Here is a 26,707-nt window from a genome sequence, read left to right as displayed (position 1 = left end):
CCGCGTGCCTGCCCACTCAGCAACTGTCGGGCCACTCAGGCATCCAGAGGGGAATAGCCGGCAATTGTTGATTAGCGTGGAGCCCCAAGACTCCATGCCAGAAGGGCGAGACTGTAAAGAGTCGTGACACTTGGAGTCCCAAGTGGCTGCCCTGACGGGATTTTTGCCCGCTGTGAGGGGGTGCCCCGAAATTCGGACAGTGGTGTCTTTGAATCAGTCACCTGCCCTGGGGTCTCAGTCACCCATCGCATGAATGCACTCCGGGTGTATCTCGTCCCGTATGCCCATGCGCCACTCCCCCTTCCCTGTCGCCGTGCTGCTAGGCGCGGCCCTGTCGTTCCTCCCCGGCTGCGAGAGCGCGAAGTCGCGCGGCCCCTCCCCTTCGGACACGCAGGTCCAGCAGCCCGCGCCCGTGCAGGACGCGGACGCCTGGAAGCGCGCCCGCGTGGGCGACCGCGTCACCTACACCTTCTCCGCGACCCAGGGCCCCGACCCCCGCGGCGGCACCGCGCGCACCGTGGGCGGACTGCTGACGCTGGAGGTGGTGGCGGTGAAGCAGCCGTGGGTCTGGGTGCGCGCGGCCTTCACGGACGACGCGGGCAAGCCGCTGCCGCAGCCGCGGCTGGCGCAGGACCTGCTGGTCCCCGTGCGCGCTGAGACGACGCGTCCACTGGACGTGCCGCATGGGGGCGAGGCCTCCGCGGAGGTCCCCACCCACGCGGGCCGCACCTGGGAGGCCCTGCGCTACGTCAGTGATCAGCGCCCCGTGGACGGCCCCCTGCGCGCGCGCGTGTATGCCAATGCGCCGGGCCCGCTCTACCTCACCCGCGGCCTGCTCGAGGCGAGCACCGAGGCGGCGGGCTTCCACATCCCCGGCGGCTTCAAGCTGACGCTGCGCGAGTTCCGCGAGGGCTCGGAGGGCGCCAACGCCCCCGTGCCTTCGCTGGACCGGCCCCTGGGCCCGGGCGCCTTCTATGAGCGGCGCGTGGACGTGGGCCCCGCGCCCGGGGTGCAGCGCGTGTGCTTCGCCGCCGAGCGCGGCTACTTCCTGCGCACGGAAGCCCCCATCAACCCCGACACCGACGAGGCGCCCTGCACCGACTTCTCCGAGGCCGAGCCGGAGGCCCTCGAGGAGCTGCTGATGGGCCTGCCCTGGGAGGCGCTGACCTCGGAGGAGGGGCCTTCCGCCGCCGCGCCCGCCACCCGGACCACCTTCACCGTGCAGGACCGCGCCGTGCCCGCCCTCACCCGTCAGAGCCGCGAGGACGTGGAGGGCACCCAGCGCGTCTTCACGGAGACCTCCCCGGCCGAGCCGTGGGCCCCGGCGCTCGCCGGCATGCCCTACGAAGCGCGCTTCCAGCCGCTCTCCAACACCACCGAGCGCGTCGTCGCCGGGGGCAAGCTCGAGTCCGAGGGCGGCACGAAGATCGTCCGGTGGGGCTCGTGGCTCGGGGGCGTGAAGTAACGCCGGCTTGCCCCCTTCCGCGCCCTTTCCTAGGATTCCGATTTTCGCGGCCCCCCCCCCACCTCCCGAGAGCCATCCATGCGGTACACGCGCAAGAACATCTCCGAGCTGCTCGACACGGTTCAGGGCAGCCCCGACGTCACGGGCTTCGCCATGTCGAACATTGGCGGCTACACGTACACCCTGGTCCCCTCCGCTGGCGCGATGATCTGGCAGGACATCTACCACCCCAGCCACAGGCTCTGTGAGGACAGCGGCCAGATCCCCAGCGAGGACGCTGGCGGCAGCTGCTAGCGCCCTCCAATCACACACACGAGGTCCCCCATGCGATACACGCGCAAGAACGTCAGCGAGCTGTTGGACTCGGTGAATGGCGGCCCGGATGTCTCGGGCTTCTCCATGTCGAACTTTGGCGGCTCCTACTGGAACCTGGTCCCGTCCTTCGGCGGCGGACAGGTGTGGCAGGACACCTACGGCACCCGCTGGGTGTGCGAGGACGGGGGCCGCGTCACCGCCGAGGACGCGTCCACCTTCCACTGCTACTAGGGCCGCAATCACACACACGGAGGCCACGGATGCGTTACACGCGCAAGGATGTCTCGGAGCTGCTGGAGCAGGTGAACGGGGGGCCGGACGTCGCGGGCTTCGCCACGTCGAACTTCTCCTCCACCACGTACACGCTCGTCGCGTCGGGGCCGGGCACGGTCTGGCAGGACCTCTACAACCCGGCCCACCGGCTGTGCTCGGAGGATGGCGCCACGTCCCCCTACGAGGACTGCAGCGGCGGCATCTCCTAGCCTTCCGCCTCCCCCGCCTCCTGCGCTTCATCCGTCTCGCGGTCCCACCATGAATACCCGCCTCACCCTGATCCTCAACACCCACATGCCGCAGGTGTTGGGCGAGGGCCCCCTCTTCGATGAGCCGGAGAACTGGCTCTTCGAAGCGCTGACGGAGACGTACATCCCGCTGTTCCGGATGCTGGAGCGCTGGGACTCCCGGCGCTTCGACGGCACGCTGGTGATGTCCTTCACCCCGTGCCTCGTGGATCAGCTCCTCGCCTGCGAGGAGCGCTACACGGGCTACCTGCGCCTGCTCGGGCGCATCGCCACGCGCGAGCTGGAGCGCACGTCGCGGTTGGAGCTCTACAACCGCTACGAGAAGTTCCCGCAGTCGCTCTCCGACGAGGCGCTCGCCCGGGTCCACCACACCGCGGGCATGTACCTGCGGCGCGTGGAGGACAGCCTGGCGTTCCTGAGGGAGCACAGCCTGCGAGACGTGTTCGCACAGCTCGGGCGCTCGCGGCTGCCGGGCGTGCAGCTGTGGACGTCCTCGCCGCAGCACAACTTCCTGCCCTTCTTCGAGCCCGCCACCGCGGACCGGCTGGTGGCGCGGGGCGTGGAGTCGTTCCAGGAGGTCTTCGGCCGCGAGCCGGACGGCTTCTGGCTGCCCGAGTGTGCCTTCCAGCCGGGGCTCGAGCGCGTGCTCACGCGCCACGGCATCCGCCGCACCGCGCTCAGCCTCAATGGCATTGGCGCATCCCAACCCCAGGACCCGAGCGGCGTGTTCCGCCACGAGGACCTGGAGGTGCTCGTCCACGACTACCGCATCGGTCTGCACCTGTGGAAGTCGCCCGACTCCACGTTCCCGGCCCATCCCGTCTACCGCGAGTTCTTCCGCGACGTGGGCTTCGACGTGAGGCCCGAGTACTTCGAGGAGCTGGGCGTGCCCGTGCCCGCCCACAAGCGGGGGCACGTGTGGACGGGCCTCAAGTACCACGCGGTGAGCGGCCAGAAGGTGGGGCTGGGCGAGAAGGGGCTCTACGACGGCGAGGCCGCCCGCGCCCAGGTGCCCCACCACGTGCGCGCGTTCTGGGACCTGCTGGAGTCGCGCCGCTCGCTCGTCCAGGACGGGCAGACGTTCGTGCTGGCCTTCGACACGGAGCTGTTCGGCCACTGGTGGCACGAGGGCATCGCGTGGCTGGACGGCGTGATGCAGCCCGCGCAGCCCCGTGAGACGGCCGTCACCGTGTCGTCGCCGCCCACGCCCCCGTCGCTGCCCCGGCTCTACTATTCGACGTGGGGGCGGGACTTCTACAGCGAGCACTGGCTGACGCCGGGCAACTGCTGGATGTACGCGCTCATCAAGCTCGCGGAGGCCCACATCCCGGAGCCGGTGGATGCCGAGACGCGGGAGACCTGGCGCCGCTTCGAGGTGCTCAGCGGCAGCGACCTGCTCTTCATGATGCCGGACCCGTCCCAGCGGGAGCGGGCGCGCGCGCTGTTCCTGGCGCGCTTCGCGGACGTCGTGTCACGCCTGCCGGCCTTCACGCCCGAGCTGCTCACGGCCTTCCCGGTGGACCCGTTCAAGTGCGTGCTCGTCCACGTCGGCAAGCCCGGCGAGCCCGGCGAGGAGACGCCGCCGCCGTTCCACCTGCGCCGGCTGTCCCGCGAGGGCTCAAAGACAGACGCGCGCCGGGAGCTCACGCTCGACCCCGAGGTGGTGGACGTCGCGGGGCTGCGCGTCTGCTTCCAGTACTTCCTCCTGCACCCGCAGGGTCGCTATGCGCTGCGCGTGGAGGGCTCCGGGCGCGAGCACACCTTCCAGATGCCGGACTACGGCGTGCCGCTGCTCATCGCGCCGGACACCCGGACCTATCCCAAGTACGACCCGGAGGTGCTCTACCGGAAGCTGGGTGAAATCTGGGAGGGCGACCAGTACCTGCCCATCCAGCAGGCCCCCACGCTGCGCAGCCGCCACCTGTACACGCGCGCGAGGGTGACGGAGGTGCTCGCGGGGAAGCGGACCGCCGTCTTCAAATACAACAAGGAGGGCTACGCGCTCTTGCGCTTCCGCGACCAGAGCCTCGCGCCGGCGTCGGTCGTCTTCGACGACACGGTGTCGCTGAGCGATGCGGGCGCGTACATCCAGGCCGGGGCGCTGTCCGTGCCGGTGTGCAGCGATCCGGCGGACATCGCGAAGCATGACTTCGACGCGGTCATCTTCACCTGCTCGCTCAACTTCGAGTCCGAGGTCCCGCACGTCCGGGCGCTGCTGGAGGTGGCCACGCGCAGGCGCCTGCCGGTGGTGTCGCTGTACGACGACATCCTCTATTACGACCTGTTCGACGGGCTGGAGCCGGACCCGTCCCTCTTCTTCCGGGTGGCGGTGCCGGAGCAGGACGCGCTCGCGCACCCGGGCCCGGTGGACTACGGGCCGCGCAACCTGCTGGGCGTCTTCGGCACGGACACGGTGCAGGGCAAGTTCACCACGCAGGTCTACCTGCGCGAGGCGCTGGCGAAGCACGTGCGCGTGCGCCACCACGCCACGGAGCCCACGGGCATCCTGCTGGGCGCGGACACCGGCTACTCGCGCGTGCTGCGCGTGGAGCCTCCGCAGCGGCTGGCGTTCGAGCGGCGGCTGATGGCGGAGCTGGCCCAGGGCTGCGACCTGGTCATCACCGGCGGGCAGAACGGGTTGCTCTACTCGCCGGCCGGCGCGGACCGCCGGACCAATGCCTCCACGCTCATCTATGAGACGTTCCTGCCGCGGCTGGTGGTGTTGAGCGTGTCGGTGGACACGCGGGCGGAGGACGTGCTCGCGACACGCGAATACCTGGAGACGCTGGCCCGCGAGCACGGCGTGCCCTGCACGGTGGTGGGCCTGGCGATGATGGGCGGGCGCAAGCTGCTCGGCAGCCGGTGGACCGAGACGTGGTTCCTGGGCGTCCGCGACGAGGTGCTGGAGGACGCGCGGCGGCGGATGGAGCAGCGGACCGGGCTGCGCGTCTACGCCATCCCCGAGGAAGCGGACGCGCTGGCGCAGGGCGTGCTCACGCACCTGTGATGGCCTCGTGATGGAACCCAATGGCGCGATGCAGGAGGCCCCGCCGGGGCTGCGGCAGTCCGCGCGCTACCTGCTCGCGCTGCTGCGGCTGTTGCGGCCCGCGTGGGGGTCGCTGGCCCGGGGCGCGCTGCTGGGCCCCGTCATCACCCTGCTCTGCCTGATTCCGCCCTTCCTCACGCGGCTGCTGTTCGACCACGTCTCGTCCCTGAGGGACCTGGAGCTGCTCCACGTCCTGGTGGTCAGCATCTTCGCAGCGTCGGTGGCGGCGGCGCTGGCGGACGCGCTGCTGGGCTACTACTCGTCCTACCTGAACATCAAGCTGGAGAGCTCCGCCGCGCTCTACCTCTTCAACCACCTGCAACACCTGCCGGACCGCTTCTTCTCCCGGCGGCAGGTGGGGGAGCTGACCAGCCGCTTCGAGGACGCGAAGGCCGGCATGTCGCTGGTGCTGGGCCTCTTGCGGCTCGTCTTCTCGCAGCTCACCTTCGTGATTGTCATTCCCTTCACCCTGGCGTCCCTCCACTGGGAGCTGGCGCTGGCGGCGCTGGCCACGCTGCCCTTCGTGGTGGCGGTGCCGCTCGTCATGGGGCGCGCCATGGGGAGCGCGTGGCAGGAGGTGATGGGCGTGCACGGCTCGCTCAATGCCTTGCAGGTGGAGACGTTGCGACAGAGCCGCACGACGAAGGTGCTGGCGCTGGAGCCCTTCGTCTATCAGCGCGCGGCGGGGCTGATGCGGTCGGTGCTGCGCGCGCACCTGCGGGCGCATGGGGTGGAGGGGCGGCTGCGGATGTTCGAGCGCACCGTGGAGGCGGCCCAGACGGCCCTCTTCACGTGGCTGGGCTGGCGGCTCATCCTCCAGGGGAAGCTGACGCTCGGAGGGTTCGTGGCCTTCGTGGCCTATGCCGCGTACCTGCGCGGGCCGGTCATCGAGGTCATCGCCTTCGTCACCAGCATGCACCAGCGCGGGGTGCACCTGCGGCGCTTCTTCGAGTACCTGCACGAGACGCCGGAGCAGGATCCGAACGGCTCGCTGCGGCTGCCGGCTCCGGTGGCGCGGCGGCTGGGCGGCGGGGTGGAGCTGGAGGGTGTGTCCTTCGGCTACGCGGCGGATCAGGACGTGCTGCGCGAGGTGAGCGCTCGCGTGGAGCCCGGGGCGGTGGTGACCATCGTCGGGGCGAGCGGTTCGGGGAAGACGACGCTCGCGCGGCTGCTGACGCGGCTGGAGGAGCCGGGCCGGGGGCGCGTGCTGTACGACGGGCACGACGCGCGGACGCTGGAGCTCTCCGAGCTGCGCCGGCAGCTCGCCGTGGTGTGGCAGGACGTGGAGCTGTACCACGGCACGCTGCGCGAGAACCTCACGCTGGGACTTCCCGGCGTGTCCGACGAGAACCTGCGGGACGCGGTGCGGCTGTGCGGGCTGGAGCCCGTCATCGACGCGCTGCCCCGGGGCTACGACACGCCGGTGGCGGAGGCGGGGGCGAGCCTCTCCGGAGGACAGAGACAAAGGCTGGCATTGGCCCGGGCGGTGCTGCGCGATGCGCCCGTGCTGCTGCTGGACGAGGCGACGTCCCAGCTCGACGTGGAGACCGAGGCGGCCATCGTCCACGCGCTGCTCGCGCGGGCCCGGGAGCGGGGCCAGACGGTGCTGTTCATCACCCACCGGCTGGTCAACGCGACGCTGGCCGACGAGGTGTGGATGCTCGCGGGAGGCAGGCTCGTGGGCCGGGGCCCGCATGCGGAGCTGCTCGCGCGCTGTGCTCCCTATCAGCGGCTGTACCGCGCGGGCGTGGGCGAGGCGGATGCCGCGTGACGCGGCGCTGGGAGTGACCTGTCATGACGCATGAGCCTCCACGCCCTCCCCCGCCGCTCCCCGCGCGCCTGCCCCTGGTGGAGGACCCGGAGCACCCGGGCCTCTTCGTCGTGCGGCGGATTGGCACCCTCACGCTCCTGCTCGTCGCGGGGCTCTGCGTGGCGATGCTGCTGGCGGGATCGCTCGTCCAGTTGACCGTGCTCGTGCCGGGGGAGGACCCGCCGCGCAGGGAGTCCGTGTCGCTGGGGACGTATGTGTTCCGGCAGTTCGGGCACGGGAGGCCCCCGGGGCCTGGAGGCGCCCCGTGAAGAAGGTGGGCATCATCGACAGCGGCGTGGAGGTGGCCTTCCTGCGCGAGCATGCGATTGCTCTCACGGGGGCGGCGTGCTTCACGCTCGACCTGGACGCGCAGGTGCTGGAGACGCGCGCCTACGAGCGCCCGGAGCTGGAGGCGTGGCGGGCGGGCGCGAGCACGCTGGACCTGGAGGACACGCACGGGCACGGCACGGCCATCCTGAGCATCCTCTACGACCAGGTCCGTCCCTGGCCGGACGTGGAGCTGTACGTGGCGCGCGTCCTCGACCAGGGAGTGCGCGGGCACTCGCTGTGCCTCGTGGAGGCGCTGGGGTGGATGCTCGACGAGGTGGGCGTGGACCTGCTCAACCTGAGCCTGGGCACGACGCTGCGCGCGCTGGAGACGCCGATGCGTGAGGTCATCGACCGCGCGGTGGCGCGAGGAGCGGTCATCGCCTGCGCCGCGGGGGGAGTGCCCACGCTGCCCGCGCAGCTGGAGTCGGTGGTGTCGGTGGGCGACCCCGCGCTCATGGAGCAGGCCCACCCCGACGTGAAGGTCGACCATGTCGTGCAGGAGCGCGAGGTGAAGCTCTACATGGGAGGCCACTGGATGCAGGCCCCCATGACGACCAGCTTCGCCTGCGCGGTGGCCGTGGCCGAGGTGCTGCGCGACGGCTGCCCTCCAGGCTGGCGGCGCGGGCGCGGCTGAGCGCTGACCTCAGGGGGCGGGCGGATCCGGAGGCGGCGGCACCGTCCCCAGCGTCACGTCGCCTACGTCAATCACCTCGCCCTCCTTCACCTTCAGCACACGCCGCACGCGCCCCTGGGACGGGCCGCCCATGACGATGAGGACGCGCTCGCCCACGCGCACGCCGCTGATGGTGAAGCGCCCCTCCGCATCCACTTCAATGCCCAGCGGCGTGTTCGGTTCGCCCTCGATGAAGATGAACGCATCGGGAATCGGTGCCTTCGTGGCTGCGTCCAGCACCCGGCCCCGCACGGTCGCTGAAGCCTTCAGGGGGATGTCCACTTCGAGCGCCGCGCCCACGCCGGGCGAGACCGAAACCTCACCGCTGGAACCGTCCGCCGTCCTCGCCACCACCCGGATGGGCTCAGCCGGCACGTCCCGCAGCTCGAAGCGCTCGCCCGCGAACTCCCACGGCCCCTGTCCCTGCGTAAGGAAGCCCTTCTGGAGCTGGAGGGCCAGGGTGAAACCCCGCACGGGCTCACCGTCGCGCACCACCCTGCCTCGCAGGGAGGCCGAGGGTCGCAGCTTCACCACCACCTCCTGCTCCGCATTCACAGGCACCGCGTCACTCGAGCGTCCGCCATTGCGCGCGCTCAACATCACGCGGCGTGTGGCGGGGACCGCCTTCCGGGAAAGCGAGATGGCGAAGCGGCCCTCTTCATCCGCGGATCCCATCATCAGCGGGATGCCCCGTCCCTCCGCGGCCGTGAGCGTAATGGCAGCCCCCGGCGAGGGCGTGCCATCCGGTTCGAGGACGCTGCCGCGGTACTCGTTCTCGTCCTGCGTGTCCTCCCAGGTGAACTCGACGTGGACCGTCCTCCCCTCCTCCACGCGGACCTGCCGCTGCGCACCCGAGGAGAAGCGGTGGCGCGCCGTGAGCAGCAGGGTGTAGCCGCCCGGCGGAAGAGACATCCGGAAGCCTCCCCCCGCTCCGACGCCCACCCGGCCCACGTCCGGGATACCGGACGTGGTCGTTCCCTCCGCGAGCGCCGTCACCTCCAACGGCCCTTCGGGAAGCGAGCCCCGGACCGCGCGCACCACGCCCTCCACGATGCCCGTGCCCTCCAGCGTGAAGTCCGCGCGGGCCGTGCCGTTCTCTCCCACGTCCACCTGTTGGCGGACGCCCACCGTCGAGTCCTCACGCTGCGCGGTGAGATACATGCGTCCGGTGGAGAGCCCTTCGAGCCGGTAGTGTCCCGCGGCGTCGGTGCGCGCCTGCACCGGAGCGCTCTCCACACCATTGCTCCAGTTGTCGACGCTCGACACCCGGGCGTTCGCCACCGGCGCTCCAGCGCTGTCGCGCACCTGGCCCTCCACCGCGCCAGTCCGTGAAAGCACGAGGTCCACGGGGAAGCGCTCACCCTGCCCCACCGTCAGCCCGTTGCGCGCCGTGGGCGAGTAGCCCGGAGCGCTCACCCTCGCGTCGTAGCTGCCAGGAGCGAGCCCCCGCACCACGAAGTGTCCCTCCGCGTCCGACAGGGCGAAGCCAGAATCCCCATCGCCCTCCGCGAAGCTGACGTCGACGCGGGCCCCCACCACCGGCCCTCCCGAGGACTTCTCCACCACGCGGCCCTCCAGCACCGCACCGGGCCCCAGTCGGATCCGCACGTCGCGCACGGTGCTGCCCGCGGTGGAGATGACGGGCTTGTCGAGCGCGCCGGACTCCTCGCCGCGCCGCGCGGACACGGTGTGGGCGCCGGGCTCCACCTCGACGGAGAAGCCTCCCTGCGCGCCCGTCGTCACCACCTGCGCCGGACTGCCGCCCACCTGCACCTCGGCGTCCGCGGCCGGGAGCCCCTTCGCGTCCACGACGAAGCCCTCGATGACGCCCGCCACCCGGAGCGCCACCGTCAGCGGCCCCACCAGGGGGATCCGCAGGCGGCTCTCCACCGCGCGCGCGTGCCCGAGCGCCCGCGCCTCCAGCAGGTAGGCCCCAGGCGCGAGCCCCTCCACGCGGAAGTTCCCGCGCGCATCGCTCGTCGCATACACGCGCTCCTCGTCAGGGGCCTCGGCGCGCTGCCAGGGCGCCAGCTCGCGGGCGTGCGCCGTGAGCACGAGCTCCACGAGCGGCAGCGGTTCATTCGTTCCGTGCACCACCGTGCGGCCCGTGAGCGTCTGCCCGGGCTCCAGCGACACACGCAGCGCGGTGCTCAGCTCTCCGTAGGGGCGCACCACGTCACGCAGCAGCGGCGCCTGACCTTCGGCGCGCACGGCCACCAGGTAGCTCCCGGGCCCGGACGCCAGCCGGACGTGCCCCTTCGCATCCGCGACACCGGAGCCCGCCAGTCGCCACTCGCGCTCCCCGGATCCGTCCTGCCAGTAGAGCCGCACCTGGGCTCCGACCGAAGGCCGCCCACCCGCGAGCACCTCCACGTCCAGGACGCCCTCCGCCTCGCTGGGAGCCCGCGCCAGGGGCGGCGTACTGCCCACGCCCTCGGCGCCTCCGGAGCGCTGCGGCACGGGAGCACCCACCGGGCCCTCCCGCGTCACCAGGGCGGCTCCAGCACTGTCCTCCGAGGCCTCCGGCCCGCCGGAGCGCAGACCCCAGAACAGCGCAAGGCCACACCCGACCAGGACCGCCACCACCACGATGAGCCGCCTGCGCATGGCCGTCGTCCTTGTGCGGTCCGCCCAGGGGTTCTGCTCGGCCGCGTCACTCAAGAGTAAGCGCTGCGAGGATTCTCGCGGCAGCGCTTTGCCGACAAGGCCTCCACAAACACCTTTCCGGGACCTCGCGCCGATAATGCGAATTGGAGGTCACACCTTGCCCTATGAACAAGGCGGTCGCATCCGCCCCCCGGTCGTCCCGCTCCCCAGGCCGACCGTCAAGCCAGTGTCGCCCGCCGCGAAGGCTGTCGCTCCAGCGCCCGCCGCGCCCACCGGCCACTCCCGGGTGGACAGCTACCAGTCCACCCCGGCCGTGCGCGCCTCCGGCCCGGCCTGTCCCGTGGGGACGACCTGGACCGGCGACCTCCCGCTCTCCGAGGCGCGCAACGCGCACCGCACCAACACCAAGGAACAGTTCCAGGCCGCGCTGGACAGCGGCGCCAACTGGTTCGAGGGCGACGTCCGCAAGGAGATCAACAGCGACACCCCGGAGATGCGTCACGACTCGGGTCACGAGGACGGGGACAACCTCACCCTCCACGAGTGGCTGACGATGGGGAAGGAGTCCGGACGCGGGCTCAAGCTGGACATCAAGGAGGGCGACCAGATGCCGGCCGTCCTCGACGAGTTGGAGAAGGTCGGCATCCCCGAAGAGCGGCTGATGCTCAACCTCAGCTTCGACGACATGAAGAAGTGGGGCCCGGAGATCCGCGAGCGCTTCCCGAACGCCATCCTCGCCATCAACCCGCCCACCAGCGGAGAGGTGAAGGCGGGCGACGCGGCGAAGATGGTCGCGCTGGCCCGGGAGCTGGGCGGACCGGCCACCTTCGTGGTGCGCCACGACAAGCTGACCGACGAGGCCATCCAGACCTTCCTCCCCGCCGGCACGGTCTCCGTGTGGGGCGAGGCGAAGGATCCCGTGAAGGCCGGCGAGGACCTGCGCGAGCGCGGCGTCAACGGCATGGTGGACATCGCCGGACCCCACGGGAACAGCTGGGGCGACAAGGCCGACGCCGTGAAGAACTGGGTCAAGACCGGCCTGGACTCCCTCTTCTAGCGGCGGCGCTTGGGCGCGGGCCGGGCGGGCGGCCGGAGCTCATCCCGGCTCTTGGGCAGCTTCGGCCCGGAGGCCATGTCGAACTCGTAGGTGGCACCGAGCAGCAGGCGGAACTGGTAGATCTCCCGCAGGTTCTCGGTGACGGCGATGCCCGCCACGGCCTCCAGCACCAGCCCGGGGAACGCCTCGTGACGCACCACCGGGAGGATCTCCACCTGGTTGGCATTGTCCCGCCAGACCGGGGTGATGACGTCCTCGAAGTAGAAGCGGCTCACCACCTCCAGCCCCAGCATCGTGAACTTGTCCAGGTTGTACGTGCCCGCCACCGCGAGCTGCACTGCGTCCGGGACGTCGAAGTCGGGCCGGGGGTCCCGGTCTCGCGTGCCCTGGTGGAAGTAGCCGGCGTTGAGCATGAAGCGCAGGTCCTTGCTCGCGCGCAGCTCGCCCACGAGCGTGCCCTCCCAGTCCCAGGTGCCGTCGGACAGGCTGGGGATGATGCCGTCCTCGTCGCTGGGGCCCGTGGGCAGCGTGACACGCCCGTACGCCGCCAGCGCCGCCTGGCTCGTCTCCAGGAACGTCCACTGCAATCCCAGCGGGATGTCACCGAAGGCGACCTTGAAATCCTCGTCACCGGGGAGCCCCAGCGCGAGCAGCTCCAGGTAGAGGTTCGCCTCCAGGTTGTCGGTGATGCCGAAGCGCAGGCTCGGGGAGACCTGCTGGTAGGGCTGTGACTCGTCCAGGTCCAGCGCGAAGAAGCCCTGGTAGCGCAGGCCCAGCTCCAGGTTGCCGCTCTTCGTGGTGGTCGCGGTGCGCGTCACCATGGCGCGGTACGGCTTCGCCTCCGCGCTGGAGACAGCGATGCAGGTCGTGAGGAACAAGCAGGCAAGGCGGGTGTTCATGCGGCGTGACGCTAGTCGACGCCACGGCGACGAAGCACGGAAACCACGCGCCGCCACCGCGAGCTGAATTCACTGTCACGGTGAAACTCCCGCGCCACTTTCCGTTGCTCAGCGGGTCGCGACGAAGAACAGCCGGGGGAAGGGCAACAGCACCGTGCCATCAGGCAGCGTTGGATGGGCCTGGGCCAGCGCCGCCTGATACCGGGCGAGGAAGTCCGCCCGCTCGGTCTCGTCGAGGGGTTCCAGGAAGGGACGAAGGCCCGAGCCCTTGAACCACTCCACCACCGCCGCCGCGCCCCCGGCCAGCGGGTGGAAATAGGTCGTGCGCCAGAGGTCCACCGTGGCGCCGGCATCGCGCAGCGTCCGGTAGTACCACTCCGCGCCATGGCGGGGGACGCGCGCGCTCAAGGCGCCCGTCATCCTCGCGGACCACGCGCTGTCTTCTGCAAGCTCACGCATCAAGCGATGCGCGGGCTCATCCAGGTTGTCTGGCATCTGCACGGCCAGGCTTCCTCCTGCCGCCAGCCTGTCCAGGAGCGCCGGCAGCAGCGAGGCATGGTCCGGCACCCACTGCAGCACGGCGTTCGCCAGGATGACGTCGAAGGGGCCGGGGTGGCGCCAGGTGGCGATGTCAGCGATGTCGAACTGGACGTCCGGCAGCCGCTTGCGCGCGGCTTCAATCATGTCCGCTGAACCATCCATCCCGGTGATGACAGCCTTGGGAAAGCGCAGGCGCAGCAGCTCCGTGGAGTTGCCGGGCCCGCAGCCGATATCCACCGCGGTCCCCACCTGCGTCGTGGGGATCCGCGCGAGCAGATCCTGGATGGGGCGGTTCCGCTCATCCTCGAAGCGGGTGTACTGCGACGCGGACCAGCTCATGGGACGCGAGCCTCCTCCATCCCCCCGCGGGCCGTCCAGGACGCCTCACATCGCCGCGTAGGCGCGGGCCAGCTCGTCGGCGAAGTCCTCGAAGCGCGTGGGCGTGGTGTTCGCGGGCGTGCGTCCTTCCACCGAGCGGACGCGCCCTTCGTTGAGGGCCTCGGCCAGCTCCACGTAGAGGCGCGCCATGTCCTCGGAGAAGCCGCCCTGGACGAGCGCCCCCGCCATCTCGTCCGGGGGAAGCCTCACATACGGCAGCTCCGGCTGACCGATGCGCTCCCCGAGGATGCGCGTGGCCTCGTCGTAGGTAAGGTCACGCGGCCCCAGCAGCTCGCGCACCACGAAGCCCTTCCAGTCCCGCGCGCGCAGCGCCGCCACGGCCGCGTCGGCGATGTCGCGCGTCCCCACCATCGGGACGGGGCGCCCGGGCTCCACGACGTCCGCGTTGAGGCCCTGGTGACGGATGACCGGCAGCACGTCGAAGAAGTTCTCGAAGAACGAACCCGGCCGCAGCGCCAGCACGTTCACCCCCGTGAGCTTGCGCAGCCGCACCTCCTGGTCGTGCATGCTGTCGATGGGGCCCGTGCCCACCCCCCGGTCCGCGCCCACGCTGCTGAGCGCGACGACGTGGCCCACGCCGCTCTCCCGGATGGCGGTGGTGACGGCCTCACCCATCCGCGCCTGCTGCGCACGGTAGCCCGCCGCCCGCGGGTCATACGGCAACAGGGTGTAGGCCGCGCTGGCGCCCCGGAAGGCCTCCGTCAGGAAGCCCGCGTCGCTGGAGTCCCCGACCCGGACCTCCGCCCCCGCGCGGGCCAGATTGGCCAGCGACGCCTCCGAACGTCCGATGGCGCGCACCTTCTCACCCGCGCGCAACAGCCCCTCGACGACCTTCTTGCCGGTGCGACCGGTGGCTCCCATGACGGCAATCATTCCGCGACCTCCCTGTGATTGGGTGACTTGCATGCCGTCCAATATCCGCGCGTCGCCTGTGTCTCTCAATGACAGCAGGTCCAGGATTCATGCCCGAACGTCCAGCCCGCTGGACGCTGTGCGCCCGCGTCCTCCACACTCACCGGCATGGATGAACGGGACGTCTGGCGCTCGGTGGATCCGCTCGGAGAGGCGCTGCACCTGCTGCGCATGCGCGGGGCGTTCTGCTGCAGCTCGGAGCTCTCCGCGCCCTTCGGGCTCGCGCTGCCGGCCATCCCCGAGTGCATGATGTTCCACGTCGTGACGTCGGGGCAGTGCTGGCTCGAGGTCGAGGGCCACGACCGCATCCTGCTCCAGCCCGGCGACCTCGCGCTGGTGCGTCAGGGCAGCTGCCACCAACTGGTGAGCGAACCCGGCGCCACGCCCGCCCCGCTGTTCGACCTGCCGCGCGAGGCCGTCAGCGACCGCTACGAAATCCTGCGCCACGGCGGCACCGGCGCCGCGACGAAGATGGTCTGCGGCGCGGTCCGCTTCGATCATCCGACCGCGCGCCACTTCGTCGGCCTGCTGCCCGAGGTCATCCGCGTCGCCGCCTCCAACGCGCCGAACCCCGAGTGGCTGCACGGCACCATCCGGTTCATGGCGGCGGAGGCCGAGGCGCTCCGGCCCGGTGGGGAGACCGTCGTCACCCGGCTGGCGGACATCCTGGTCATCCAGACCATCCGCGCCTGGCTCGCGCACGCGCCGGAGGCGAGGACGGGCTGGCTCGGCGCGCTCCAGGATCCGCAGGTGGGACGCGCGCTCGTCCTCATCCACCGCGACCCCGCGCGCGACTGGACGCTGGCGGCGTTGGCGAAGGAGGCGGCCATGTCACGCTCCGCCTTCGCGGCGCGCTTCACCCAGCGCGTCGGGATGCCCGCGATGCAGTACCTGGTGCACTGGCGCATGCAGGTCGCGGCGTCGATGCTGCGGGAAGAAGACGCCGGGCTGGCGGACGTGGCCAGCCGCCTGGGCTACCAGTCCGAGGCGGCCTTCAGCCGGGCGTTCAAGCGCTGTCTCGGCGTCGCACCCGGCGCGTTCCGCCGTGACGCGGAGGCCCACGAATGGGTGCTCCCCGGCAGCCTGGAGAAGGTCAGGGCCCCGGGTTACAACGCCCTTCAGGAATGACAGAGGAGCAGCCCCATGATTGAGACCCCTCGCATCGTCCAGACCGTTGCCCAGCTCACCGCGGTCATCCCCGTGACCGTGGCCCGGAACGAGATCCGGACCGTCATGGGCCCGGGCATCTCTGAATTGATGGCCACGGTGGCCGCCCAGGGCATCGCCCCCGCGGGCCCCTGGTTCACGCACCACCGGCGCACCGACCCGCAGGTGTTCGACTTCGAGATCAGCGTCCCCGTCACGGCGCCGGTCCAGACCAAGGGGCGCGTCCGGCCCGGCCTGTGGCCCGTCATGAAGGTGGTTCGCACCGTCTACCAGGGCCCCTATGAGGGCATGGGGGCCGCCTGGGGCGAGTTCAATGCCTGGGTCCAGGCCCAGGGCCTCAAGACGGGCCAGGACTTCTGGGAGGTCTATGTCGCGGGCCCGGAGTCCGGCGCCGACCCGAAGCTGTGGCGCACGGAGTTCAGCCGACAACTGCTCGACTGAGCTCCGCGCCGCCCCCCCGTCGGGTCAGTGGCTGGAGGACTCGTTGAAGACGTTCGCGCCATAGAGCAGGGCGGCCTCCTTCGCGTCGTCGCAGATGGGCGCGCAGCCATCCTCCGGGAAGTCACGGCAGTCGTTGGTGACCTTCCCGGTGCTGTCATAGATGGGCCAGGACAGGCTGGTGCAGCTCGCGTCCAATGACTTCCAACGCCAGTGGCTCAGACACGCGGGGCCGGTGGGCTTCCACCCCGCCTCGAACTCCACCCCCGCCGGAGGGATGGGGTTGGCGGGAGGCGCGTTGATGGTGGGATACAGATCGTCCCACAGGCGGATGGGGGTGCCGTCACGCGTGTACGAGGTGCCGTTGCCGCAGTAGTCGGCGCGCGCCATGCGGGTGCAGCTCCAGTGCGCCTTCGTCGTGGGCCCGTCCTGTGCCCCGTCCAGCCAGGGCTTGTAGCCCCAGCGGTAGCACTTGGCGATGACCGCGTAATCACAGCCGAACGTGAAGGCGGCGGTGCTCTCCGTGCGGTTGCCCAGGAGGTCGTAGAGCCCTCGCACCGGCACGGCCAGGCCCGGGCCCGCGTGCGGATCCGGGTTGCTTCCACACAGCGTGCCCAGCGGCTGGAAGTCCGAGTTCAGCACCTTCACCGAGTACAGGAAGGTGTTGCCGCTCGGGTCCCACGTGCCCGGGGACTCCGTGATGGGGACGGTGGAGGCGTTGGTGACCTCCGACACCTCCAGCAGCGGGCCCGTGCTGGTGCCGTCGTTCGTCCGCAGCCGGGCGCCCACGAGCTTCTCCGCGCGCAGCTCCCGGGTCGTCGCGGGGAAGACGCCCACGCTGCTGACCAGGTCCAGGCCCCAGGGGGCCCCCGGCGCGGAGGCTCCGGCGAGCACGGTGTAGATGCCGCTGGCCGGGCAGGTGAAGACGGCGGAGGGGCACGCGGAGAAGCCGCACATCGGCGCTCCCGTGACAAGGTAGCCCGTGCCCTGGTGCTCGCAGGGCTGTTCGCCCGAGCAGACCCGCATCACCGGCGAGCCCGCGCAGGCCCCGGGGATGTTGCGGTGACAGCTGCCACCGCTGGTCAACGTCACCGACGTGCCCGGCGTGCAGGTGCCCTGCCCCTCCACCACCAGGCCACACGCGCGGGTGGCGCCCTGTCCGTCCGACGACGTGCACGCCAGGAGGCTGGCGGTGGTGCCGTCCACCTGGAGCGGCATGTCCGCGACGATTTCCCCCCGGACCAGCCGCGAGGTCGCGCTCCGGTGCCGACCGCCGAAGAACACCGTGGCGTTCGCGTGGTACGCGGCCAGGTAGGAGGTGCCGTGCAGCAGCGTGCCCTGCGAGTGGTAGCCGTCACTGCCGTCGGCGAAGTCCTGGGTCGTCAGCCGCGGTTCCGGCAGGTCATCCCCTGGAGCGGAGACACCGCAGGCGACGAGGAACCAGACGGAGAGACACGCTGGGAACAAGCGGGGAGCGAGCTTCACGGGATGCACCTCGTTCATGGAGTTGGAGGACGCTAGAGCAGCCGGCGTGCCAGGACCCGCCCCCGGCCTTCACGACGTGAAGGGAGGCCCGGCGAGCGCCGCGGGGGCCTTTGCTGGCAGGACCGGCCGGCAAGTCTTGCCGGGGGCTGGCAAGGGCTGCCGTGGGGCGGGGGTGCTTCGTCAGAAGCGCGGCGTCGCGCAGACGCGCAGGCCCAGGAGCGCTTCGCGCAGGGTGCGCTCCACCACGTCCCGGTTCGCGGCGTGCGCGGTCAGGTCGCTCTGATACCAGCTCCCGCCCTGCGCGGAGGGCTGGTCGGGGACCACATCCGAGCGGGTCCACTCCCAGACGTTGCCGGCAAGGTCGTCCACGCCGAAGGGGCTGCGCGAGCGCGGGTGGCTGCCCACCTCGTCCGGGCCGAAGCCCAGGGGTTCGCGGCCGTAGGTCAGGTCGACGTTGGCGTCGTCCGGCCCCAGCCAGTCACCGCCAGGGTAGCGGCGTCCATCCGCGCCCCGGGCCGCGCGCTCCCACTCGCGCTCCGTGCACAGGCGCGCGCCGGGCACGCGTCCGGTGCGGTCCAGCCACGCCACGTACGCCAGCGCGTCGTCGTAGGAGATGGCGGACACGGGGAAGCGCCGCCAGTCCTGCACCGCGCGCCGGTTGCGCTTCCCGTAGCGCACGGGCTCGCCTTCCTTCGCGCTGTAGTGCGCGGAGGCCGGGCTCAACTCCAGACGCCAGCGACCGTCCTGCTCCTCGACCAGGTCCACCACGGTGATGCGGTGGCGGTTGCCGGGCCGGCGCTCGGAGCGCTCCTTCGCGGGCAGGGATGCGAGGAAGGCGATGTAGTCGCCGAACGTCACCTCGTGCCGGGCGATGAGGTAGGCGCCCGTCTCCACCTCGTGCAGGGGCGGCGCGTAGAAGAAGGCCCGTCGCAGGTATTCACTCTCCGATGCGCCCTGGAGGAAGCGGCCGGGCGGCACGTAGACGAAGCCCTCGGGGACCGCGGAAGACGGCGGCAGCTTCAGGTCCAACGCGAGGACTTCACCGGGACGCAACATCACGGGCGCGCGCACGGGGGCGTGGCCCGGGGCCTCCAACACGAGCACGTGTGAGCCCGGAGGCACCTCCGCCTCGCGCAGGGGCGCGGTGCCCAGCTCGCGTCCCGGCAACGCCGCGTCCTCCGGTCCCGGGCCGAGCAGGCGCACCCGCGTCCCCGGCGCCGAGGCCACGAGGTGGATGCGCGCGGGCGCGGACAGCCCTGCCCTGAGCGCCCCGGAGACGTCGTAGGCGGCGAGGCGCGTCAGCCACTGTTCGCGCACCTCGGGCTGCTGGTGGAGCGTGGCTCGCGACACGCGCGAAGCGAGCAGGTCCACCAGGTGGTCCCTCACGGTGGCACGGCCGGGGGCCAGGCCCCACGCGGTCTCCAGCGAGGCCAGGGCGCGCAGCGCGTCCGCCTCCCCATTTCGCTCGACCTCCAGGGCGCGGGACCAGACCCCCTCCGCGGCCTCCCGGTTCGAGCGCCCGGGCGCGTCGAAGTGCGCGAAGGCCTCCTTGCGCAGCCGCTCCGCCTCCGCGTCCTGCGTGCGCGCGGTGTCGGCGTGGCTTCGGGCCTCGGCGAGCTGGCGGGTGATGCGCGCCTCCAGCTGTGCCCTCGCCTGCAGGCGCGTGACGCCCACCGCGCCCAGCAGGGCCAAGGGCACCGCGACGGCGCCCGTCCAACGCACGGCGCGGCGACGGCGGGCGACCTGCCGCGAGCGGGCGAGGAAGTCCGCCTCCTGCGACCTTCCGGGCCGCGCCCCCGCGTGGTGGGCCTCGGCGAGCTGCGGCCCTGCGTAGAGCAGCTCCACGGGTCGGCCCAGGCGTTGCCACTCGGTGGCGGCGCGCTCCAGGCGGTGACGGACGGCGCGCCGTTGTTCGTCCTCGCCCATCCACCCGCGCAGCGTGTCCCAGCCGGTGAGCAGGCTTTCGTGGGCGAGCGTGTAGCTGGCTTCGCCGCCCTCGGCCTCGCCCGCGGTGAGGAGCCGGCCCTGGACCAGCCCCTCCAGCACCGCGCGGCCCGCGCCATCGTCCGGGCCGCGCAGCAGCTCCGTGACGGTGCGGCGCAGGCGCGTGCCCTCAGGGGTGACGAGCTCCAGGAACAGCTCACGCGCGCGGGGGCGCTGCTCCGGCCGCAGCCGCGCGACCACCGCGTCCGCGTGACGGGCCAGCGCGCCTTCGACGCCGCCCAGGGTCTCCAGCGCGGAGGCGGGGATGAGGGCCCGCTCCCGGTCACGGGCGTCCCAGAGCGCGGCGAGCGTGAACTGCAACAGCGGCAGGCCTCCGTCCGTGCGCGCCGCGGCGGTGACGAGCGACTGCTCCAGCTCCGCCGACTCGAAGCGCACGCCGAGCGCGCGCGCCGGGCCGACCACCGCTTCGCGCAGCCCCTGCTCCGACAGGGCCCGCAGCAGGTGCAGCGCGCGGGGCACCTCTTCGCCCAGGCCGGGCAGCGCCACCAGCCGGGTGAGACAATCGCTGCGCGCGGTGGCCAGCACCCGCGTCCGGGGAGCGCGGCGCACCACGAGGGCCAGCTCTTCCGAGAGACGCGCCGCCTGGGCGGGCTCCGAGAAGGTGACGAGTTCCTCGAGCTGATCCACGAAGAGGAGCACCTGGGGCGCGCTCGATGGACGGCGGCGCAGGGCGCGCGCCAGGGCACCGCTCTCCTCGGTCTCCACGGCGATGAGCAGGGCTTCCGCGGACGTGTCGAGCAGCGGGGCCAGGGCCTCCACCAGCGATTCCAGCGGGCGCCGGCCCGGCGTGCAGGAGACGACGGCCCAAGACGATCCGCGCTCCCCGGGCTCCGCTCCGGCGGCGAGGGCGGGCAGCACGCCAGCGCGGCACAGCGACGACTTGCCCACGCCGGAGTCCCCCGCGAGCAGGACGAAGGCATCGCCCCGCAGGCGGTCCAGCACCTCGCGCACTTCGCTCTCGCGGCCGAAGAAGACACCGCGGTGCGCGGCCTCGAAGGGCTGGAGCCCGCGGTAGGGATTGCCGGTGGGCAGCGCGCCCGCACGGTCGGGGAGGCTCAGCGCTTCCAGGGCCTCCCGCAGCGCATCGCCGGAGGCGAAGCGGTGGGCCGGGTTCGCGGCCAGGCACCGGTCCACCACGGAGGCCAGCCCGGGAGGAAGCGAGGGCGCGACCTCGGCGAGCGGACGAGGAGGCTGCTCCCGTACCGCGCGGCCCAGGTCCGCCAGGGGCACAGCCTCGTGGGGCGCGACACCCGCGCACAGCTCGTAGAGCAGCACGCCCATCGCGTACACGTCACTCGCGCGGCTCGCGGCTTCACCGCGCCAGAGCTCCGGAGCCAGATAGAGCGGCGTGCCCGCGAGCGCGACGTGCTCCGGAACAGGAGTGTCATGGCCACGGGTTGCACGGGCGCCGACGTGCGCGCGCTCCACGTCACCGGGCGCGGAGGACGTGGTGGGCCGTGGCCGGAGGTCTTGCGTCGCGCGGGCCCCTGCCACGACGTGAGGAGGTCGTGTGTCAGCCGCCGCGGCCACCGGGCGGACGTCCGCGGTGGCTCGCGCCGTGCCGGCAACGGACGCCCCATCCAGTATCTCCGGCAGTATCTCCGGCGGCCCCGCGGGCTCCGTCCCCACGCTCCACTCGGCGAGCCCGAAGTCGAGCAGCTTCACCTCGCCGTCCTCCGACAGCACGGCGTTGGCGGGCTTGAGGTCGCGGTGGAGGATGCCCCTCCGGTGGGCTGCGGCAAGCCCTCGCGCCAGGTCGATGCCAAGCCGCAGCACCTGTCCCCCTTCCACGGGCCGAGACAGCCGGTCGAGCGACTCGCCCCGGATCAGCTCCGACACGAGATACGGCTGGCCGCGCACCTCGCCCACGCGGTGGATGGCCACCACGTTCGGGTGCTGGAGCCGGGCGATGGCGCGCGCCTCCTGGAAGAAGCGCGCACGGGCTGTCGCGTCCGGCAGCCCGCCCGAGGGCGTGGCGATGAACTTCACCGCCACCTGCCGATCCAACAGCGTGTCGTGCGCCAGGAACACCCGCCCCATGGCCCCTTGCCCCAGGGGGCGCAGCAATCGGTACTCCTCGAACTCGCGAGGAGGTTCCAGCCGCGGCCCGGGAGGAAGGCTCATTCGGGCGTGGGTCCCCGACGTCCGGGGCGGACCTGCACGCCGAGCTGCTTCAACTTGAACGAGAACGTCCGGATGGGCATGCCGATGCGCGCCGCGGCCCGCGTCTGCACGCCGTCCTCCGCGTCCAACGCCTCCATCATGCGGCGGCGCTCCAGCTCCCGCAGCTCCTGCGCCAATGGCAACCGTGAGCCCGGAGCCTCCGCGTCGAGCACCGGCGAAGAACTCTCCTGCGCGACCTCCGTCCTGGCCACGGTCGCGCCCCCCTTGCGCCCCTGCATGCGCGGAGGAAGGTGGTGCGGATCCACCACGTCCCCCACCACGGCCGCGGCGACGAAGTCCATGAGGTTGCGCAGCTCCCGCACGTTGCCGGGCCACGCATCGCGCGACAGCGCCTGCAACGTGTCCGACGCCAACACCAGCTCCGTCCGGCCGAGCGCCTGACAGGCACGGGCCAGGAAGTCGCGCGCGAGCAGGGGTACCTCCCGGGGCCGCTCCCGCAGCGGAGGCAGCAACACCGTGGCCGCGCCCAGGCGGAAGTACAGGTCCTGCCGGAACCGCCCGGCCACCACCTCCGCCTCCAGGTCGCGGTGCGTGGCGGCCACCACCCGCAGGTCGATGGGCCGCTCGCGCGTATCGCCCACGCGGGTGATGCGCCGCACCTCCAGCGCACGCAGCAGCTTCGCCTGCGCGGACAGGGGCAGCTCGCCCACCTCGTCGAGGAAGACGGTGCCGCCCTGCGCGCTCTCCAGCAGGCCCGCGCGCGACGTGGTGGCGCCGGTGAAGGCCCCCTTCTCGTTGCCGAACAGCTCGCTCTCCACGAGCCCTTCCGGGAGCGCGGCGCAGTTCACGGCGATGAATGGCCCGGCGCTGCGACGCGACCAGTGGTGCACCGCGAAGGCCGCGTTCTCCTTGCCCACGCCCGTCTCGCCACACACCAGCACCGGCAGCTCGCTGGCCGCCAGCCGGCGCAGCAGGGCGTAGAGCTGGGACATGGCGGGGTCCGCCACCAGCACCATGCGCCCGGCCAGATCCAGCCGCGTCGCCCCGTCCGCCGCGGCCGCCGCACGCCCCGGCTTCGCCACCTGCGCCGCCGTGCGAGCGACGGCCACCAGCGTGTCCGCGTCACAGCCGTCCGTGGGACAGGCCGCGGTGCCCAGCCGGGCCTGGGGGTACGCCGCCAGCAGCGCCTCCACGCGCTCGCCGAGCCCGTCCTCTCCCGGCTCGCTGGACACCTCCGGCAGCACGCACAGCAGGTGGGCGGCATCCAGCCACCCCATCGCCTCCGCCGGCTCCGCTTCCGCCGTCAGCAGCGCCTCCACCGCGTCCCGGCCTCCGGTGAGGGGCTCCGGCAGCGCCAGCACCAGCACCGACAGCGGTCGGCTGTAGCGCAGCGCGCGGTCCACCTCCTCGCGCAGGTGCGCCATCAACCGCTCGGACTCCAGCGTGCGCCGGGCCGCCACGGGGCGCACGCGGGCGCGCACCACCGCCAGCACCGCGCCGAAGGACAGCACGTCTCCGGACAAGAGCAGATGTGCCCCCTCCACCGGACGGCCGTTCACGAGCGTCCCGTTGTGGCTGCCCAGGTCCACCACGCGCGCCCCCTCCTCCGTGACGAGGATGCGCGCATGCCGGCGGGAGACGCTCTCATCCCTCAGGAGCAGGTCCGCCGGCGCATCCCGGCCCACCAGCACCGTGCCCTCGGCGGGCAGGGAGAACCGCCACGAGGAGTCGCCTTCCATCACCAGCAGGTAGGCGGCACCGGCGTCTGGAGGCTCCGCCCCTCCCATTCCGAGAGGACGCGTGTCACGGGCGTTGGGGACGGGGGAGGACATCAGACGACCTCCCATGCTGTCACGTTCACGCCGGGGGGGACAGCCCGGCGGTGGGCTGGAGGCACTTCCTCCCCGAAGCCCCAGCAGGGGATGGACGCGCACAGGGGGCTTCGGCATGGGCCCCGACAAAGCAACGCGAGTGCCAGGACACGCTTCCCCGTGGAGGCACGTGGGGCCGGCAATGCCTGCCGGTCCCCGCCACGGCAATCCCTGCCATCGTCGGCAATGTTTGCCGAACGTCAGCGACCTACCGAGGGCTGCACACCGTGGCGCCTTCGTTCCAGATGGTCACGTTGCCCACCGGGTACACGGAGCAATAGGCGCCGCAGCAGTCCTCGTTGGAGCGGCACTGCGAGCCCAGCGGCCGGCACGTGAAGTCCGGCGGCGTGGTGAGCGCCGTGGTGATGGTCTGCCAGGGAATGCCCGGACCCGTCCACGACAGCTGGGCGTGGGCGTTGCCGTAGCCTTCGAAGAACTCCATCACCAGCGAGTGCGCGCTGCCGGCGCCCAGCGACACCGCGACGTCGTGCGTCTGTCCGCCCTCCGCCTCCATCCAGTCGTCCACGAGCAGCGCGCCGTCCAGCCACAGCCGCACGCCGTCCTCGGTGTTGGTGCGCAGGGTGTACGTGCCGGTGGCGGGCGCCGTGAGGGTGGCGGACCAGCGCGCGGACCAGCGGTCCGCAGGCACGCCGGGCGCTGGAGCCGTGGCGCCCCAGAAGGTCCCCACGAAGTTCTCCTGCCGCGCGACGGCGCGGTTGTAGAGGAACTCGGAGGTGAAGTACTCGGCCTTCACGCCGGGCTGCCCCTGGGGCACCTCGGGCGTGCACACCGCGTCGCCTTCGTTCCAGATGGTGACGTTGCCCACCGGGTGCACGCTGCACAGGCTGGAGCGGCACTGCGTGCTCGCCGTGCAGTGGGCCCCCAGCGGGCGCGACAGGGGCAGCGACGGGGCCTGCAGCCGGGACGTGGGAATCGTCTGCCAGGGCTGGCTCGGGCTCTGCCACTGGACCAGCGCCGCCGCCGCGGCCTCCGCGTCGAAGAACTCCAGCACCAGGCTGACGGGGATGTCCGCCGCCAGCGGGATGCTGCCCGTGTGCTGCTCCGCGCCGTGCTCGAACCAGTCATCCACCACGAGCTTGCCGTTCACCCACAGGCGCGCCCCTCCGCTGGCGGTGGTGCGGAAGGTGTACGTCTGCGTGAAGGCAGGCGTGACGTAGCCCTCGATGCGCACGCCGAAGAAGTCCGCCGGGATGCCGGGCACCGGCGCGGCCGTCCCGGCATCCAGGTTCACGGTGGACAGGTAGCGCAGCACCGGCACGCCCTGCATCCGGATGTTGGGGAAGTAGCGCGCCACCACGCCCGGCTCCGACGTGGCGAACTTCATGACGACGGCGTACTGCGCGTTGGTGCCCTGCGCGGGGGACGCCATGCCGCCGCCCAGCACCAACGTCCCGGTGGGCACGGACTTCACGTACACCTTCATCGGGGTGGAGGAATTGGTCGTGGTTGCGGAGGGGTCGTTGGTGGCGAACACCTCGTCGGTGAGCGCCCAGGTGCCGTCGCCCAGCCACGCTGGCAGCACCGTGTTGCGCCGATCCATGGCCACGTAGACGGTGGCGGCGGAGTTCAGCCGCAGTTGCACCTGCGACGCGCCGCTGTAGAGCTTGTCGTCATTCGCCGCCTGGAGCAGCACCCCGCCCTGCAGCCGCGAGGACAGGCCGGTGACGGTGTACGCCCGGTCGATGTAGAGCTGCGTGCCCACCTGCGCAGTGGCGAAGGTGTAGGGCCGGCCGGTGCCCACGGCCTCCAGCGTGACGAGCCCGTTGGACGAGGTCAGCAGCCCCTGCGCACGGGAGACAGGCGCCTGGGACTCCACGGGCTCCACAGGCTCCGAAGCAGGACCGCAAGCCATCAGACTGCCGAGCACCACCGTGCCCAGCAGGGCACGTGAAACAAAGAAACGACGCATCAGGACTCCACTCAAGAAGAAGGAGCCGTCAGCCTGTGTCGCCGCCATCCACGAGAAAAGGGCCATGACGCCCAAACATGTGATTCCGGGTATTCTTGCGTCCATGCACGACGTGTCCACCGGCAGTGTCCGTCCCCCGCGCCCCTTCAAGCACCTGCGCATCCCGCTGCTGCTGGCCGTGGGCGTGATGACCATGGGGAGCGGGATGGGCAACCCGGGATGTGGGAGCAGCAGCGTCCCGGACTGCGAAGAAGGCTGTAACATCCAGGGCACGTACGCCCTGAGTTTCGTGATGGACAACCCGGTGCCGCGGAGCTGCTCGGACCTGGGCCTGACGCTGCCCTCGGTGCTGGTCATCGAGCGCGAGGGCAACAGCGGCTACGTCAGCGGGCAACTCCTCGACCACAGGCTGACCGGCACCCTCTACGAGTCGACCAACACGAGCCTCCAGCTTTCGACCGAGACCACGGCGCCGGACGGCACCGGGATTGCCATCACCGTCACGGGCGATTTTTCAGAGGAGGCGCGGACCGCCACCCAGCCGTTGCGCTACTCAGGCTGGCTCTCCTTCCACAGCCGGGACGCGGCGGAGAAGTGCAGCGTGGCCAGCCCGTTCACCGCGTTCCGCCAGTAGGCGGCCCGGCGTCCAGGCCCCCCGGGGCACCAGCTCCGGCCGATGGACGGGGGTGGGGATCACAGGTACAAGGCCGCCGTCTAGGAGGCCGTACCTTGAAGAAGATCCCCCTCATCACCGAAATCTCGAAGGAATACACCTTCGAGGCCGCGCACCACCTGCCCCACGTCGAGAAGGGGCACAAGTGCTCCCGCGTGCACGGCCACAGCTACCGCATTGAAATCACCCTCCAGGGACCCATCCACCCGCAGCTCGGGTGGCTCGTCGATTTCGCGGAGCTGAACGCGGCCTGGGAGCCGCTCAACGAGCAGCTGGACCACCGGCTGCTCAACGACGTGCCCGGCCTGGAGAACCCCACGAGCGAGCTGCTGGCCGCGTGGATCTACGAGCGCCTGGACATCCCTGGCGCCCGCGTCTCCCGTCTCAAGGTCGCGGAGACGTGCATGTCGTCCTGCACCGTCTTCCCGGCGCCGGGCTGAC

The 26,707-nt window shown here is 71.6% G+C and carries 21 protein-coding genes; 13 read left to right on the top strand and 8 right to left on the bottom strand.

Annotated features, from left to right (window positions below):
* Window positions 1–286 precede the first annotated feature (286 nt).
* The 8 genes from D7X12_RS07765 to D7X12_RS07730 all read left to right on the top strand — a co-directional run bounded on the left by D7X12_RS07765 (window position 287) and on the right by D7X12_RS07730 (window position 8,121).
* Window positions 287–1,465, top strand: a complete 1,179-nt coding sequence (locus D7X12_RS07765) for a DUF6068 family protein (RefSeq protein ID WP_279637156.1) — start codon at window positions 287–289, stop codon at window positions 1,463–1,465.
* 78 nt (window positions 1,466–1,543) lie between these two features.
* Window positions 1,544–1,759 carry a hypothetical protein gene (locus tag D7X12_RS07760; RefSeq protein ID WP_120624621.1) on the top strand — a complete coding sequence of 72 codons (216 nt, stop codon included), beginning with the start codon at window positions 1,544–1,546 and terminating at the stop codon, window positions 1,757–1,759.
* A 30-nt stretch (window positions 1,760–1,789) separates the two neighbouring features.
* On the top strand, window positions 1,790–2,011 hold the full coding sequence (locus D7X12_RS07755) for a hypothetical protein (protein WP_120624620.1): 222 nt from the start codon (window positions 1,790–1,792) through the stop codon (window positions 2,009–2,011).
* Between the two features lie 29 nt (window positions 2,012–2,040).
* Window positions 2,041–2,262 carry a hypothetical protein gene (locus tag D7X12_RS07750; protein WP_120624619.1) on the top strand — a complete coding sequence of 74 codons (222 nt, stop codon included), beginning with the start codon at window positions 2,041–2,043 and terminating at the stop codon, window positions 2,260–2,262.
* Window positions 2,263–2,311: 49 nt separating this feature from the next.
* Window positions 2,312–5,308: a DUF1611 domain-containing protein gene (locus D7X12_RS07745; RefSeq protein WP_158619995.1), complete on the top strand. Its 2,997-nt coding sequence runs from the start codon at window positions 2,312–2,314 to the stop codon at window positions 5,306–5,308.
* Between the two features lie 10 nt (window positions 5,309–5,318).
* Window positions 5,319–7,118 (top strand): peptidase domain-containing ABC transporter, encoded by a 1,800-nt coding sequence (locus D7X12_RS07740; protein ID WP_147443567.1) that lies wholly within the window; start codon window positions 5,319–5,321, stop codon window positions 7,116–7,118.
* Window positions 7,119–7,141: 23 nt separating this feature from the next.
* Window positions 7,142–7,426: a hypothetical protein gene (locus tag D7X12_RS07735; protein ID WP_120624616.1), complete on the top strand. Its 285-nt coding sequence runs from the start codon at window positions 7,142–7,144 to the stop codon at window positions 7,424–7,426.
* A complete protein-coding gene (locus D7X12_RS07730; protein WP_120624615.1) occupies window positions 7,423–8,121 on the top strand; it encodes a S8 family serine peptidase in 699 nt (232 codons plus the stop codon). Before D7X12_RS07735 ends, D7X12_RS07730 begins: the two co-directional genes overlap by 4 nt.
* 9 nt (window positions 8,122–8,130) lie before the next feature.
* Here the strand turns inward: D7X12_RS07730 and D7X12_RS07725 are convergent, their stop codons facing one another.
* Window positions 8,131–10,767 carry a carboxypeptidase regulatory-like domain-containing protein gene (locus tag D7X12_RS07725; RefSeq protein WP_120624614.1) on the bottom strand — a complete coding sequence of 879 codons (2,637 nt, stop codon included), beginning with the start codon at window positions 10,765–10,767 and terminating at the stop codon, window positions 8,131–8,133.
* Between the two features lie 157 nt (window positions 10,768–10,924).
* Here D7X12_RS07725 and D7X12_RS07720 point away from each other — a divergent pair, with 157 nt between their 5' ends.
* A complete protein-coding gene (locus tag D7X12_RS07720) occupies window positions 10,925–11,824 on the top strand; it encodes an FAM151A/B family protein (protein ID WP_147443566.1) in 900 nt (299 codons plus the stop codon).
* On the opposite strand, the gene D7X12_RS07715 is transcribed toward D7X12_RS07720, so the two are convergent.
* The 3 genes from D7X12_RS07715 to D7X12_RS07705 form a co-directional block, all read right to left on the bottom strand.
* On the bottom strand, window positions 11,821–12,723 hold the full coding sequence (locus D7X12_RS07715) for a hypothetical protein (RefSeq protein ID WP_147443565.1): 903 nt from the start codon (window positions 12,721–12,723) through the stop codon (window positions 11,821–11,823). The two genes, D7X12_RS07720 and D7X12_RS07715, sit on opposite strands and share 4 nt — an antisense overlap.
* A 108-nt stretch (window positions 12,724–12,831) precedes the next feature.
* A complete protein-coding gene (tam, locus tag D7X12_RS07710) occupies window positions 12,832–13,602 on the bottom strand; it encodes a trans-aconitate 2-methyltransferase (protein ID WP_120624611.1) in 771 nt (256 codons plus the stop codon).
* Window positions 13,603–13,647: 45 nt separating this feature from the next.
* Window positions 13,648–14,523, bottom strand: a complete 876-nt coding sequence (locus D7X12_RS07705) for an NmrA family NAD(P)-binding protein (protein ID WP_244224423.1) — start codon at window positions 14,521–14,523, stop codon at window positions 13,648–13,650.
* A 159-nt stretch (window positions 14,524–14,682) separates the two neighbouring features.
* Between D7X12_RS07705 and D7X12_RS07700 the strand changes: the two genes are divergently transcribed.
* Both D7X12_RS07700 and D7X12_RS07695 read left to right on the top strand, forming a co-directional pair.
* The gene (locus tag D7X12_RS07700; RefSeq protein WP_120624609.1) at window positions 14,683–15,702 is read left to right on the top strand and encodes an AraC family transcriptional regulator; all 1,020 of its coding nucleotides are present in this window, start codon (window positions 14,683–14,685) and stop codon (window positions 15,700–15,702) included.
* Between the two features lie 15 nt (window positions 15,703–15,717).
* A complete protein-coding gene (locus tag D7X12_RS07695) occupies window positions 15,718–16,182 on the top strand; it encodes a GyrI-like domain-containing protein (RefSeq protein ID WP_120624608.1) in 465 nt (154 codons plus the stop codon).
* A gap of 24 nt (window positions 16,183–16,206) precedes the next feature.
* Here the strand turns inward: D7X12_RS07695 and D7X12_RS07690 are convergent, their stop codons facing one another.
* From D7X12_RS07690 to D7X12_RS07675, 4 genes are all read right to left on the bottom strand, one after another.
* Window positions 16,207–17,664, bottom strand: coding sequence for an ADYC domain-containing protein (locus D7X12_RS07690; protein ID WP_244224422.1), 1,458 nt, complete (start codon window positions 17,662–17,664; stop codon window positions 16,207–16,209).
* A 180-nt stretch (window positions 17,665–17,844) separates the two neighbouring features.
* Entirely contained in the window at window positions 17,845–21,792 is a 3,948-nt protein-coding gene (locus tag D7X12_RS07685) for an nSTAND1 domain-containing NTPase (protein ID WP_120624606.1), read from the bottom strand.
* Window positions 21,789–23,624, bottom strand: a complete 1,836-nt coding sequence (locus D7X12_RS07680) for a sigma 54-interacting transcriptional regulator (protein ID WP_208718873.1) — start codon at window positions 23,622–23,624, stop codon at window positions 21,789–21,791. Before D7X12_RS07680 ends, D7X12_RS07685 begins: the two co-directional genes overlap by 4 nt.
* A gap of 247 nt (window positions 23,625–23,871) precedes the next feature.
* On the bottom strand, window positions 23,872–25,593 hold the full coding sequence (locus tag D7X12_RS07675; protein WP_158619994.1) for a PA14 domain-containing protein: 1,722 nt from the start codon (window positions 25,591–25,593) through the stop codon (window positions 23,872–23,874).
* Window positions 25,594–25,657: 64 nt separating this feature from the next.
* On the opposite strand from D7X12_RS07675, the gene D7X12_RS42840 reads away from it, so the two are divergent.
* Entirely contained in the window at window positions 25,658–26,227 is a 570-nt protein-coding gene (locus tag D7X12_RS42840) for a hypothetical protein (protein WP_158619993.1), read from the top strand.
* Between the two features lie 95 nt (window positions 26,228–26,322).
* Window positions 26,323–26,706 carry a 6-carboxytetrahydropterin synthase QueD gene (gene queD / locus D7X12_RS07665; RefSeq protein ID WP_120608734.1) on the top strand — a complete coding sequence of 128 codons (384 nt, stop codon included), beginning with the start codon at window positions 26,323–26,325 and terminating at the stop codon, window positions 26,704–26,706.
* The last annotated feature ends 1 nt before the right edge of the window (window position 26,707 follow it).

Source organism: Corallococcus sicarius (assembly GCF_003611735.1).
GTDB lineage: Bacteria > Myxococcota > Myxococcia > Myxococcales > Myxococcaceae > Corallococcus > Corallococcus sicarius.
Note: the sequence above shows the minus strand (reverse complement) of the source record. Positions and strands in the feature narration are given on the sequence as shown.

Coding starts and splice junctions, on each gene's coding strand:
- D7X12_RS07765 (WP_279637156.1), top strand. CDS start 287: ATGCGCCACTCCCCCTTCCCTGTCGCCGTGCTGCTAGGCGCGGCCCTG.
- D7X12_RS07760 (WP_120624621.1), top strand. CDS start 1,544: ATGCGGTACACGCGCAAGAACATCTCCGAGCTGCTCGACACGGTTCAG.
- D7X12_RS07755 (WP_120624620.1), top strand. CDS start 1,790: ATGCGATACACGCGCAAGAACGTCAGCGAGCTGTTGGACTCGGTGAAT.
- D7X12_RS07750 (WP_120624619.1), top strand. CDS start 2,041: ATGCGTTACACGCGCAAGGATGTCTCGGAGCTGCTGGAGCAGGTGAAC.
- D7X12_RS07745 (WP_158619995.1), top strand. CDS start 2,312: ATGAATACCCGCCTCACCCTGATCCTCAACACCCACATGCCGCAGGTG.
- D7X12_RS07740 (WP_147443567.1), top strand. CDS start 5,319: ATGGAACCCAATGGCGCGATGCAGGAGGCCCCGCCGGGGCTGCGGCAG.
- D7X12_RS07735 (WP_120624616.1), top strand. CDS start 7,142: ATGACGCATGAGCCTCCACGCCCTCCCCCGCCGCTCCCCGCGCGCCTG.
- D7X12_RS07725 (WP_120624614.1), bottom strand. CDS start 10,767: ATGCGCAGGCGGCTCATCGTGGTGGTGGCGGTCCTGGTCGGGTGTGGC.
- D7X12_RS07715 (WP_147443565.1), bottom strand. CDS start 12,723: ATGAACACCCGCCTTGCCTGCTTGTTCCTCACGACCTGCATCGCTGTC.
- tam (WP_120624611.1), bottom strand. CDS start 13,602: ATGAGCTGGTCCGCGTCGCAGTACACCCGCTTCGAGGATGAGCGGAAC.
- D7X12_RS07705 (WP_244224423.1), bottom strand. CDS start 14,523: ATGGGAGCCACCGGTCGCACCGGCAAGAAGGTCGTCGAGGGGCTGTTG.
- D7X12_RS07700 (WP_120624609.1), top strand. CDS start 14,683: ATGGATGAACGGGACGTCTGGCGCTCGGTGGATCCGCTCGGAGAGGCG.
- D7X12_RS07695 (WP_120624608.1), top strand. CDS start 15,718: ATGATTGAGACCCCTCGCATCGTCCAGACCGTTGCCCAGCTCACCGCG.
- D7X12_RS07685 (WP_120624606.1), bottom strand. CDS start 21,792: ATGAGCCTTCCTCCCGGGCCGCGGCTGGAACCTCCTCGCGAGTTCGAG.
- D7X12_RS07680 (WP_208718873.1), bottom strand. CDS start 23,624: ATGTCCTCCCCCGTCCCCAACGCCCGTGACACGCGTCCTCTCGGAATG.
- D7X12_RS07675 (WP_158619994.1), bottom strand. CDS start 25,593: ATGCGTCGTTTCTTTGTTTCACGTGCCCTGCTGGGCACGGTGGTGCTC.
- D7X12_RS42840 (WP_158619993.1), top strand. CDS start 25,658: ATGACGCCCAAACATGTGATTCCGGGTATTCTTGCGTCCATGCACGAC.